General features: G+C 68.5%; 9 protein-coding genes and 1 pseudogene. 2 read left to right on the top strand and 8 right to left on the bottom strand.

Annotated features, from left to right (window positions below; translation table 11 throughout):
• Nucleotides 1–999: 999 nt before the first annotated feature.
• From ACFCV3_RS24870 to rpmH, 8 genes and pseudogenes are all read right to left on the bottom strand, one after another.
• The gene (locus ACFCV3_RS24870) at nt 1,000–1,953 is read right to left on the bottom strand and encodes a ParB/RepB/Spo0J family partition protein (RefSeq protein ID WP_376033582.1); all 954 of its coding nucleotides are present in this window, start codon (nt 1,951–1,953) and stop codon (nt 1,000–1,002) included.
• Nucleotides 1,950–2,897: a ParA family protein gene (locus tag ACFCV3_RS24865; protein WP_272948643.1), complete on the bottom strand. Its 948-nt coding sequence runs from the start codon at nt 2,895–2,897 to the stop codon at nt 1,950–1,952. Before ACFCV3_RS24865 ends, ACFCV3_RS24870 begins: the two co-directional genes overlap by 4 nt.
• A 1,493-nt stretch (nt 2,898–4,390) precedes the next feature.
• Nucleotides 4,391–5,068 (bottom strand): 16S rRNA (guanine(527)-N(7))-methyltransferase RsmG, encoded by a 678-nt coding sequence (rsmG, locus tag ACFCV3_RS24860; protein WP_376033580.1) that lies wholly within the window; start codon nt 5,066–5,068, stop codon nt 4,391–4,393.
• Nucleotides 5,065–5,574 carry a protein jag gene (locus tag ACFCV3_RS24855; RefSeq protein ID WP_376033578.1) on the bottom strand — a complete coding sequence of 170 codons (510 nt, stop codon included), beginning with the start codon at nt 5,572–5,574 and terminating at the stop codon, nt 5,065–5,067. Before ACFCV3_RS24855 ends, rsmG begins: the two co-directional genes overlap by 4 nt.
• A 310-nt stretch (nt 5,575–5,884) precedes the next feature.
• Nucleotides 5,885–6,862: pseudogene (yidC, locus tag ACFCV3_RS24850) on the bottom strand (membrane protein insertase YidC); the annotation flags it as partial.
• A 3-nt stretch (nt 6,863–6,865) separates the two neighbouring features.
• The gene (gene yidD / locus ACFCV3_RS24845; RefSeq protein ID WP_376033576.1) at nt 6,866–7,192 is read right to left on the bottom strand and encodes a membrane protein insertion efficiency factor YidD; all 327 of its coding nucleotides are present in this window, start codon (nt 7,190–7,192) and stop codon (nt 6,866–6,868) included.
• On the bottom strand, nt 7,189–7,542 hold the full coding sequence (rnpA, locus tag ACFCV3_RS24840) for a ribonuclease P protein component (protein WP_376033574.1): 354 nt from the start codon (nt 7,540–7,542) through the stop codon (nt 7,189–7,191). Before rnpA ends, yidD begins: the two co-directional genes overlap by 4 nt.
• Before the next feature lie 25 nt (nt 7,543–7,567).
• Nucleotides 7,568–7,705, bottom strand: a complete 138-nt coding sequence (gene rpmH, locus ACFCV3_RS24835) for a 50S ribosomal protein L34 (RefSeq protein WP_132165595.1) — start codon at nt 7,703–7,705, stop codon at nt 7,568–7,570.
• 1,440 nt (nt 7,706–9,145) lie between these two features.
• Here rpmH and dnaA point away from each other — a divergent pair.
• Together dnaA and dnaN are read left to right on the top strand one after the other, a co-directional pair.
• Entirely contained in the window at nt 9,146–10,741 is a 1,596-nt protein-coding gene (gene dnaA, locus ACFCV3_RS24830) for a chromosomal replication initiator protein DnaA (RefSeq protein WP_376034220.1), read from the top strand.
• A 459-nt stretch (nt 10,742–11,200) separates the two neighbouring features.
• Nucleotides 11,201–12,346 (top strand): DNA polymerase III subunit beta, encoded by a 1,146-nt coding sequence (dnaN, locus tag ACFCV3_RS24825; protein WP_376033572.1) that lies wholly within the window; start codon nt 11,201–11,203, stop codon nt 12,344–12,346.
• The last annotated feature ends 25 nt before the right edge of the window (nt 12,347–12,371 follow it).

Raw genomic sequence — 12,371 nt, 5'->3', positions numbered from 1 at the left:
CTACACCCCCACCCCGCCCCGCAAAATCAACCTCCCAGAGGAATTCCAGCCTCCCTCAACCTCCCGTGATACCAGAGGCCAAGCCTCCCCCCGGCCTCGCCCCAGACACAGCCACACCACCACCAAGCCCGCCAGCTCCAGACGTCTCCCGATCGCCGACCACATCAAGCAACCGCCCCGCGCCGCGTCACCTCCCCGCCGGCCGCTGGGAAGTCCGGCCTCCCGAAAACGACAGGTAGGAATCCCTGTCCCAACGCTCCAACGACGGGTCACCCGGCAGACGGTCGCAGCATGCCGCCCGCAACCCAAGCCCGCTACCCCAGGCGACTTCGCGCGGCCACCGACCGCGCCCGTCAGCCCAGCCAACGCGCACCCACCCGCCGACCGCACCAGCCGCGACCGCTCCCGTCAGGCCACAGGAAAACGCGCGCCCAACCGCCGACCGCACGTCGCTCTCCTCAGGCCACAAGTAGCGCGCGCCCGACCGTCGACGGCGCCTCGCCGAACCGCCCGTCAGCAACCCAGGCCCGTCAACCCCACACAAGGTCCACGCGCTCCCCGACCTCACCAGCCGCGACCGTTCCCCTCAGCCCAGAAGAAGCGCGCACCCAATCGCCACTGCTCCGAGCATCAACCGCAACCCAAGCCCGTCAACCCCAGGCGACGCTCACGCGGTCGCCGGCCTCGCCATCCCCCTCGGCCACCGCGGCGCCCAGCCACGCCTGCAGTTGAATCGGCCGCAGCGGCGACCAGCCACTGACCCACCGCACCGGACGCATCAGATCGGCGCCTCACCGGCGATCAGTGGAACAAAACTTGCAGATACCGACCACGCCGTTCCACAAGCCCCGGTGACCACCCACCCGCTGCTAGCGCACATCCAATGCCAGCTCGCACCCGTCGCCAGCGCGCACCCCGTTGCCATCTCGCGCACGAGGCAGCGTTATCGGCTGCCTGAGGGCTGCGTGGATGGGGTCCCCAAGGGATGGGGCGGTGGGCCTAGTTTGTGGGTTTGTTCGGGTCCATCAGGGTGACGATGCGTTCCAGGTCGTCGATGGAGGCGAACTCGACGGTGATCTTGCCTTTGGTTTTGCCTAGGTCGACCTTGACGCGGGTTTCGAAGCGGTCGGAGAGGCGGTCGGCGAGGTCGACCAGGCGGGGGGCGACGGGCTTGTTGCGACGGCGGGCCGGGGTGGGGTCGTCGCCGTTCATGTCGCCGAGGGCGACGATCTCTTCGACGGTGCGGACGGAGAGGCCTTCGGCGACGATGCGCTGGGCGAGGCGCTCGATGGCGTCGCCGCGGGGGAGGCCGAGCAGGGCGCGGGCGTGGCCGGCGGAGAGGACGCCGGCAGCGACGCGGCGCTGGACACCGGCGGGGAGCTTCAACAGCCGGAGTGTGTTGGAGATCTGCGGGCGGGACCGGCCGATGCGGGTGGCGAGGACCTCTTGGGTGCAGCCGAAGTCGTCGAGCATCTGCTGGTACGCCGCCGCCTCTTCGAGCGGGTTCAGCTGGCTGCGGTGCAGGTTCTCCAGGAGGGCGTCGCGGAGCATGACGTCGTCGGAGGTGTCCCGCACGATCGCCGGGATCGTGGTCAGGCCGGCGGCCTGGGTGGCGCGCCAGCGGCGCTCCCCCATCACCAGTTCGTACTTGTCGTCCTCGAGCCGGCGGACGACGATCGGCTGCAGCAGGCCGATCTCCTTGACCGAGTGGACGAGCTCTTCCATCGCCTCTTCGTCGAAGACCGACCGCGGCTGCTTCGGGTTCGGGGTGATCTTCCCGACCTCGATCTCCGCGAACTCGGCGCCGGGTACGGCGGCCAGCTCAGGCCCGGGCTTCTCCCGCGGCGGGGCGCCGGGGATCGAGTGGGACTTGGTGCCGAGAGTCTGCGGAGTACCAGGCGCAGGATTGCTGGGGATCAGCGCTCCCAGGCCGCGGCCGAGTCGGGTGTTCATCGGGCTCCCTCGAGGTTGTTCCGCATGGCGATCTCGCGCGAGGCCTCGAGGTACGACAGGGCGCCGGCCGAGGCCGGGTCGTAGGCGAGCACAGTCTGGCCGTGGCTCGGTGCCTCCGAGATCCGCACCGACCGCGGGACCGCGGTGCGCAGTACGGCGTCGCGGAAGTGCCCACGAACCTCGGCAGCGACCTCACCGGCCAGCTTGGTGCGGGCGTCGTACATGGTGAGCAGGATCGTGGAGACGTCCAGGCCCGGGTTCAGGTGGGACTTCACCATGTCGATGTGCCGGAGCAGCTGGGACAGACCCTCCAGCGCGTAGTACTCGCTCTGGATCGGAACCAGCACCTCGCGGGCCGCGGTCAGCGCGTTGACCGTGAGCAGGCCCAGCGACGGCGGGCAGTCGATGAAGACGTAGTCGTACTTCTCACCGGCGGCCTCGGTCTCAGCCAGGTGCGCGTCCAGGACGCGCTTCAACCGGCTCTCCCGGGCCACGATGCTGACGAGCTCGATCTCGGCACCGGCCAGGTCGATGGTCGCCGGAATCACCTGGATGCCCGGGTGCTCGGCGCACGGCTGGAGCAGCTTGCCCAGCGGCTCGTTCTCGATGATCGCCTCGTAGACCCCGGGGGTTCCCTCGGAGTGGTCGATCCCCAGGGCGGTGGAGGCGTTGCCCTGCGGGTCGAGGTCGATCACCAGGATCCGGGCGCCGTACAGGGCCAGGCCGGCGGCGACGTTCACCGTCGTGGTGGTCTTGCCGACGCCACCTTTCTGGTTGGCGACGACGAAGACCCGGGTCTCGGCGGGCAACGGGAACTCGCGGCCCATAGTGCGTCCTTCATTCACCAGCAGGGTCCGTTCGGTGGCGGCGGCGATCGGAGTCTCGAGAAGTCGTCGCTGAAGCTCGTCCGACGTGGCCCGCGCGGCGATCTGTGCGGCAGTCATAGCGCCCATTCCAATAGGTGCGGGACTTGGCCCGAAGAGGATGTCAGTGGGGGTTGGTGCGGGTCTGCCCCCAGGTTCATCCACAGGCCTCTGTGGATGAATCCCCGCGTAAGAGGGCAGTTTCGTGCGGTCGTCATCCACAGGCGGTGGAGACTCGGAAAGGTCAGTGTCGGCATCGACCAGGGACGCCGTTTCACGTGAAACACCATCATCTCCCGAACTCCCCGTTTCACGTGAAACGGGATCCGGCGTGGACGGTGGAGTGAGATCGAGACCACTAGCCGCCGCAGCCCGAAGCGCCGACCCAGCAGCAGGTGAGAGGAACCTGGGCGCCGCGGCCGATGCCGGATCCCCCGGCGCCGCCTCCGTCATCGGAGATGCAGTGGCCTCTGATTCCACAGGTGCCGTCTCGACCGCCGGCTGGCCCGCAGCCGCCGGGATAGCACGCGCCACGTCCACGGAGTCGGCGGGCGCCGCACCAACGGAAGGGGCAGCGTCGGCGGAGCCGGCAGGTGCTGCGGTCGCGGTCTGGGCCGCCTCGGCAGGGACTGCCTGGGCAGGCGTGGCGACGGCAGAGTCAACCTCGGTGGAGGCAGGCTCGGTGATGGCAGGCTCGGTGGAGACGGACTTGGCAGGAGCCGTGTAAACGGGCACGGGCTCGGCGGAGGCCGCGTCCGCCAGGGAGGGGGCCTCGGCAGGGAAGGGTTCGGCGCCGGCGTCCACGGCAGAGGCTTCTGCGGTCCGGACGGGCTCAGTGTTGGATTCCGCGGTCTGGGCCTCTGCGGCAGGAGTGGGCTCGGCGGGCGGCAGGGCTGACACGGTGGCGGCCGACTCGGTGGGAGCCGCGTCAACGCGCACAGGCTCGGCCGGGCCGCGCTCGGTGGGGCCCTCCTGCAGCGGGGCGGGCTCCGCTGGGACGGGCTCGGCGGGAGCCGCGGAAGCCGCGTGCAGCGGAGCGGGCCCGGCAGGGTCAGGCTCGGCGGGGGCCGGGGCGGACTCGACGGGCTCGGCGGCGGGCTTGGCTGCGGAGGCGTCGGTAGGGGCGGGCTCAGTGTTGGTGTCCGCGGCTCGGGCTTCTGCCGTGAGGGCAGGCTCGGCGCTGGTGTCCGCGGCTCGGGCTTCTGCCGTGAGGGCAGGCTCAGTGTTGGTGTCCGCGGATCGAGCTTCTGCCGTAAGGGCGGGCTCGGCGTTGGTGTCCGCGGGACGGGGTTCTGCGGACGGGGTGGGCTCAGTGTTGGTGTCCGCGGGACGGGCTTCTGCCGTGAGGGCGGGCTCAGTGTTGGTGTCCGCGGGACGGGGTTCTGCGGACGGGGTGGGCTCGGCGGGGGGTGGGGCCGCGGAGTCCGGGGTCGTGACCGGCGCGTTGGGTCGGGTGGGGGTGGTTGGTGAGGGGGTGGTTGGTGAGGGGGCGGTTGGCCAGCCGATGGCTTGGGACTTGCCCGGCTCTCCGGTGCTCTTCTCGGGCCACCCGAGGGCACGACTCACCAACCCACTCACCTCCTGCGTCCGCCGCGCCGGGAACCCCCTGCAGCACGTCCGGCCACAATACTCACCACAGTCGTCGGCTGGGCCAGTTCATCCGTGCCGAGTTGATGAATGTGCCAGAGGTCGGCGCCCAACGCCGAGAGTTCGCGCTCGGAGGCCTCCAACTCCTCCTCCGCGGAGGAGCCCTTCATCGCCAGCATCAGACCTCCCTCGGCGCACAACGGCAGGCACCATCCCGCCAGTTTGCCCAACGGCGCAACTGCCCTCGAAGTCACCACGTCGTACGACGCGCGCGGCAGATCCTCGGCGCGAGCCCGGACCACCTTCGCGTTGTCGAGCTGCAGAGCTTCGACGGCTTCGTCGAGGAAGGTTGTGCGTCGCAGCAGCGGCTCGACGAGATCGATCTGTAGATCGGGGCGGACAATCGCGAGCACGATGCCGGGCAGGCCGGCGCCGGTGCCGATATCGCCGACCGAAGCGCCCTCGGGGATCAACCGCTCGAGCACCGCGCAGTTCAGCAGGTGCCGGTCCCACAACCTCGGGACCTCGCGCGGACCGATCAGGCCGCGCAGGGTTCCTTCGGTGGCCAGCAGTTCGGCATAGGCCGCAAGCGGCGCCGCCGCCCGTGGATAAAGCTTCTCCACGAGCGGCGGCGTTTCACGTGAAACGGAATCGGGATCGGTCATGCGGGTTGGACGACCACGCGGCGGCGGGGCTCTTCGCCTTCGGACTCGCTGGTCAGGCCGGCGGCCGCCACGACGTCGTGGACGACCTTGCGCTCGAACGGCGTCATCGGGTCGAGGCGGACCGGCGCACCGGACTCCTTCACCTCGTCGACCGCCTTGCGGCCGACCTCCTCCAGCTCGGCCTTCCGGTTCGCCCGGTAGTTCGAGACGTCGAGCATCAGCCGCGACCGCTCGCCGGTCTCCCGGTAGACGGCCAGCCGGGTCAGCTCCTGGAGCGCCTCCAGGACCTTGCCGTTCTCACCGACCAGGTTCTTCAGGTCCGCGCCGACGATCGACACCGCGGCCCGATCGCCGTCGATGTCCATATCGATGTCGCCGTCCAGGTCGGCGATGTCGAGCAGTTCCTCGAGGTAGTCGGCGGCGATGTCGCTCTCCGCCTCCAGTGCCTTCAGTCGGTCCGCGGCGGTCGGTTTCGCCGTCTCGGTGTTCTCCAGGCCGTCGGTCACGGCAACTCCTTCATCATGTCGAGGCCCGCCCCACGGGGACCCAGGGTCAATCAGCGCAAGAAAGGCACAGCACGAAGCTCAGCGGCAGGCGCGATCAGCGCGAACCGCCCGGCTTCTTCTGGGCGGCCCGGCGCTGCGCGGCAGTCTTCGCCGCGGGCTGGCGCTTGGCACCCGATCCCTTCTTGCCGGCCGGCTGCTTCTTGGCAGCTCCGGCCTGAGGCTTCTTGGCAGCGTTCTGCTGCGTGCTCGACGTCTGACCGTTCGACGACGCGGCCGGCTCGTCCGTCGGCGTAGCAGCGGCGGGACCGGTCTTGCGGTCACTGCGCGACTGACGCTTCGGCTGCTGGCGCTGCGCGGGGCGGCGGTCGGTCAGGGTGTCGCCGTCCTCGTCGCCGGCCAGGCCCTCGTCGGCCGGGCGACCGGCGCGCTTGTTGTGCTCACGCTTGCGGGCCTCCATGGCGTCGTACGCCGGAGTGCCGGGGGCCGGGTTGCGGCGGATCACGTAGAACTGCTGGCCCATCGTCCACACGTTCGAGACGAACCAGTAGATGAGCACACCGATCGGGAAGTTGAAGCCACCGATCAGGAAGAAGATCGGGAAGACGTAGAGCATGATCTTCTGCATCTGCGCCGCCTGGCCCTCGAGGGCCTCCTTCGGCATGTTCTTGCGCATCAGCTGCAGCTGGGTGATGAACATCGTCGCGGTCATCAGGATGATCAGCACGATCGCGACGGCCTTGACGTTGGCCGAGCCGGAGCCGTTCGCCTTCAGGAAGGTCTGCGAGATCTCCGCGCCGAAGATCTTCGCGTGCTGCAGCGAGGACACGTACGGCTGCATGATGTCGCTGTGGGTCCTGCCCTTGGCCGCGTAGTCGAGCACCCGGAACAGGGCCAGGAAGATCGGCGACTGGAGCAGCAGCGGCAGGCACGAGGAGAACGGGTTGGTGCCCGTGTCCTTGTACAGCTTCATCATTTCCTGACCGAGCTTCTCCCGGTCGTGGCCGTACTTCTTCTGCAGCTCCTTCATCTTCGGCTGCAGCAGCTGCATGTTCCGACTGGAGCGGATCTGCCGCACGAACAGCGGGATCAGCAGGGTCCGGATGACGATCGTCAGACCCGCGATCGAGAGCGCCCAGGCCCAGCCACTGTCCTTGTCGAACACCTGGGAGAGCAGCCAGTGCCACCCGACCAGCAGTGCCGAGACCGCCCAGTACAGCGGCGTCATGACGGCGTTGAAAACGTCTACGATCCCGTCCCACAAGGCGAGTTGGGGGACAACCAGATCAATCACTCAAGCACCTCGCTGCACAGGCCCGGCGTCCGCCGACGGACCGGGCTGATTGGCGGAGACAGTCTCTCCGCGGTGGTCGACATCTGTGGGTGGAACGGGGTCGTAGCCGCCGGGGTTCCACGGGTGGCAGCGGGCGAGTCTCCTCGCCGCCAGCCAGCTACCGCGCACCGCACCGTGGCGTTCGACCGCCTGCAGGGCGTACGCCGAACAACTTGGGTAGAACCTACACACCTGCCCGTAGAGCGGGCTGATCAGCAGCCGGTACAGCTTGAGAAAACCGATGATCCCACTCTTCGCGGGATTCCTTAGTACCGCGGTGAACCTCATCGCACCGACAGCCGGCTCAGAGCGCCGTCGACGTCCGCGACCAACTCGTCGTACGACGCCGAGGCGGACGACGGAAGGGCACGGACGACGGTCAGGCTGCCGGCCGGCAGATCAGCAAGCCGCGCGGCCAGTACGGCGCGCAGACGGCGGTGGACCCGGTTCCGGAGAACCGCGTTGCCCACCGCCTTGTTCACCACGAATCCGACGCGGGCCGGTTCGGGCCGGAGGCTGTCCGGTCCGTCCGGGCACAACAAATGGACCACCACCGCGCGCCGACCGGCTCGCCGACCAGCACGGACGGCGCGACGGAAGTCGTCGGACCGGCGTAACCGGTTCGACGCAGGCAACACGGGGTGGTCACCGTCGACAGGTCGCTCAGGCCGCGAGGCGCTGACGGCCCTTGTTACGACGGGCGGCGATGATGGCGCGGCCCGCACGGGTGCGCATCCGAAGACGGAAGCCGTGCTTCTTGTGCCGGCGACGGTTGTTCGGCTGGAACGTCCGCTTGCTCACTGGAATGACTCCGGTTACTCGAGAACTCGATGGATGCGACGCTTGCGAGCGCAGCACGAAAGGGCCGGTTCAACACCGACCGATCCACGGTACGTGGACGCCTGTGGACAGGTCAAACCAGGTATCCCCAGAATTATCCACAGGCCCTGTGGACAGAATAGTGGATGACGGCCGGAAGCCTGTACCGTCACACAGTGATCAGACTGATCACGAACTGCAACTACGCACCATGACTACGCTCCGGCGTCCACCCGACACGCCGCAGGTTGCCCCCAATTTGGGGTTCATAGCCTGTGGATGACGGCTTGAAGCAGCGTGGGCGGACTTGTTAGCGTCAGCCCCTCACACCAGAGGTCCCGCACTCCGCAATCGGTAACCAACCCGATCCAGCCGTCGTTCACAACTGTGGACAACCGTGTGGACAGCGCGGTGTCGGGTCCAAGGTCGCGCCACCGGAAGAGCAGTCCGGAGGGCACCGGCCACCGCAGCGATGGATTCGGGGAGCAACGCGTGGTCGAGGACCATTCCGCCGGTACGGAGTACACGGCGGCGGAATACACAGCAGTGGACCAACCTGAGGACAAGTACCGCGGCGACGGCGAACCACCGCTGAACCGGTACACCCTCAGCACCGACGAGCAGCCCGGTACGACGAGTGCCGACCTGCGTCCCGAGCCCAGCACTGACTTCCGCTCCGAGCTTCCGCCGGCCCCGACTCCCGATCAGCTCGACTTCCTGGTCCCGCCGCCGGCTCCCCGCCGGCCCGAGCCGGAGACCCACCTCAGCCCGTCACTGCCGATCCCGATGCCTGAGCCGCTGGCCCCGCGCCACCGGCAGGCGGATCAGTACCGTCCGCAGCCGGAGCAGCCCGCCAGTACGTCGTACTTCGCACCTGCTCCGACTGTCTCGGGTTCGGGCTGGCGCACCGACCAGACCGCGAGCTGGAGCAGCGACCAGCACCACGACCCGGAGCCCGAAGAGCCGATCCGGGCCGAGCAGCCGTCGTACGGCGACCGCCCGATCGAGCCGCCGGCGGCGCCGCCCGTAGAGCGCCCCGTGGAGCGCGCCTTCGAGCACCGGGTCGAGCAGCCTGCCGAGCCCACCATGGAGCGTTCGGTGGAGCGGCCCACGGAGCGAGTCCCGGAGCAGCCGTCGGACCGCGCCCCTGAGCGGCCGGTTGACCAGCTGATCGAGCGGGCACCTGAGCCGGCGCCCGAGCAAGCACCGAGCGCAACACCTGGCGCGACACCGAACACGGCACCCGACTGGGGTGTCAGCGGTGGACCGGTCTCCGGGCCGAGGCGGAACGAGGGTGATGAACGTGCAGAGGCTGACAGCACCATCGCGAACAACCCGACCCCAGCACCCGAGATCGCAGCACCCCAGATCGCAGCACCCCGGGTCGAGGTACCCGTTCACACCGAAGCGGCCGCACCCGTGATGGACCTCGGCGACGCCTGGACCCGGGTCCTGGCCGGCCTGCCGCCGAACCAGCGTGCCTGGCTGACCAACTCGCGCCCGGTCACCCTGCACGAAAGCACTGCGATCGTCGCGGTGCCCGACGACTTCACCCGCGGTCAGCTCGAGACCCGGCTGCGGCCCGACCTCGAGCGGATCCTGTCCGAGAGCTTCGGCCGGGACATCCGGATCGCCGTCACCGTCGACCCGTCGCTCGACCCCGAGCTGCAGCCGCAGGCACCGCCCGCGCCGGTGGTCCGCGAGCCGTTGCGGACCGAGGGTTCCTACCAGCCGACCATCCAGTCCGCGCTGACCGATCCCGACCAGGGTCCCCAGCACTACGCCCAGCCGACTCAGCAGCCGCGGCAGGATCAGGCACCGTCGTACGAGCAGCAGCAGCCCGCTGCCCAGCAGTACGCCCCGCAGCCGAATCAGCCGTTCGCGCAGCAGGCTCAGCAGCCGTTCGGTCACCAGTCCGGTCCGGACAGTCGGCCGCCAGGTGCGCCGGCGCCGGCCCAGCCGGCCACCGAGGCGCAGGGTGAAGCACGGCTGAACCCGAAGTACACCTTCGAGACCTTCGTCATCGGTAGCTCGAACCGGTTCGCCCACGCGGCCGCCGTCGCCGTCGCCGAGGCACCGGGCAAGGCGTACAACCCGCAGCTGATCTACGGCGACTCCGGTCTGGGCAAGACCCACCTCTTGCACGCGATCGGTCACTACGTCCGCAGCCTCTACACCGGGGCCCGCGTCCGGTACGTGTCGAGCGAAGAGTTCACCAACGACTTCATCAACGCGATCCGCGACGACAAGGCATCCCAGTTCCAGCGCCGGTACCGCGATGTCGACGTACTGCTGATCGACGACATCCAGTTCCTCGAGGGGAAGATCCAGACCCAGGAGGAGTTCTTCCACACCTTCAACACGCTGCACAACGCGAACAAGCAGATCGTGATCAGCTCCGACCGGGCGCCGAAACGCCTGGAGGCGCTGGAGGACCGGCTGCGGAACCGGTTCGAGTGGGGCCTGATCACCGACATCCAGCCGCCCGACCTCGAGACCCGGATTGCGATCCTGCGGAAGAAGGCGGCCACCGAGCGGCTGACCGCGCCGCCCGAGGTGCTGGAGTTCATCGCGTCGAAGGTGCAGACCAACATCCGTGAGCTCGAGGGCGCACTGATCCGGGTCACCGCGTTCGCCAGCCTGAACCGGCAGCCGGTGGATCTGAGCCTCGCCGAGATCGTGCTGAAGGACCTGATCCCCGAAGGCAGCAAGCCCGAGGTGACGGCGAGCATGATCATGGGCCAGACCGCGTCGTACTTCGGCCTGTCGATCGACGACCTGTGCGGGTCGAGCCGGAGCCGGGTGCTGGTGACCGCGCGGCAGATCGCCATGTACCTGTGCCGTGAACTGACGGACCTGTCGCTGCCGAAGATCGGACAGCAGTTCGGCGGCCGCGACCACACGACCGTCATGCATGCCGAGCGGAAGATCCGTCAGCTGATGTCGGAGCGCCGCTCGGTCTTCAACCAGGTGACCGAGCTGACGAACCGGATCAAACACCAGGCGAAACAGCAGTAAGAAACAGCTCACAGGTTGGGGACACAGCTGTGGACAACTGTGGGAAACCTCGGTGTGTGTTGTGGACGCCCTGTGGGGACAGAAAAGTTCATCCACGGCCGTCAACAGACGAAGCGGTGGTCGTCCACACGGCGTACACAGGCCAATTCGATGTCTGACCTGCGAAGTCTCGGGTTTCCCACAGGATCCACAGGTGCTAAGAACCTTATGGAACCTGTAGAGGAATCTGAGTCCACAAATTGAACGAACGGCCCAACCTGGGGAAAACCCGCTCGCAGGCCGGGACTCGCATCGGTTGCCGGTACCTGTCAGGCTGGTCCCTTCAGCACCTGTAGGACCCCTTCAGCCGATGCAGACGCGACCCGCCCGAAAGCGCCACGTCATCCCCGATGGGCAAACACCACCCGTGTCCGTGGCAGGATCTGCCTGGCACCCAGCCGAATCAGGAGGCACCCCGCGGTGAAGTTTCGCGTCGAGCGCGACGTACTGGCCGAGTCGGTGGCCTGGGCCGCGCGCAGCTTGCCCAGCCGTCCGAGCGTTCCGATCCTTGCCGGCCTGCTGGTCGAGGCCGAGGACGGACAGATCACCCTGTCCGGCTTCGACTACGAGACCTCGGTCCGGGTCACCGTGCCCGCACAGGTGGCCGACGCCGGCAAGTGCCTGATCTCCGGCCGGCTCGTCGCCGACATCTCCAAGAGCCTTCCGAACCAGCCGGTGGACTTCCAGGTCGACGGCGCCAAGGCGCAGGTCACCTGTGGCAGCTCGCGGTTCACGCTCCAGACCCTTCCCACCGAGGAATATCCGGCTTTGCCGGACCTCCCGGCGGCCAGCGGCACCATCAAGGCCGACGTCTTCGCCCAGGCCGTCTCGCAGGTGGTCACTGCGGCCGGACGTGAGGACACTCTCCCGGTGCTGACCGGTGTGCGGGTCGAGATCGAGGGATCCACGATCTCGCTGCTCGCGACCGACCGCTATCGGCTCGCGATCCGTGAGCTCGAGTGGAACCCCGAGTCCCCCGACGCCTCGGCCGCCGCGCTGGTTCCGGCCCGCGTGCTGTCCGAGACCGCGAAGGCGATGACCGGTTCGGACGTCACGGTCTCGCTCGCTGCGCCCGGGACGGGTGACGGCATCGTCGGCTTCGAGGGCGAGGTCTCCGGTGGCAACCGCCGGGCCACCACCCGGTTGCTCGACGGCGAGTTCCCGAAGGTCCGCGGCATCATCCCGACCGACGCCGCCATCCAGACCCGCGTCCGGATCGAGACCGCCGTACTGGTCGAGGCCGTCAAGCGCGTCGCCCTGGTGGCGGAGCGGAACGCACCGGTCCGGCTGACCTTCGCCGAGGACACCGTGACCCTCGACGCCGGTAGCGGCGACGAGGCGCAGGCTTCGGAATCGATCGAGGCCCGCGTCGTCGGTGACCCGGTCACGGTCGGCTTCAACCCGACGTACCTGCTCGACGGCCTCGGCGCGATCGGTACGCCGGTCGCCCACCTGGCCTTCACCCAGGCCACCAAGCCGGCCGAGCTGACCGGCGTGCGAGACTTCGACGGTGACCCGATCAGCGAGTTCCGGTACGTGCTGATGCCGGTCCGCCTGAACAGCTGAACGCCAACAGAACAAGGGGATTCAC

The sequence above is a fragment of the Kribbella sp. NPDC056345 genome (assembly GCF_042262745.1).
GTDB lineage: Bacteria > Actinomycetota > Actinomycetes > Propionibacteriales > Kribbellaceae > Kribbella.
This window is presented reverse-complemented; position numbering and strand designations above follow the sequence as displayed.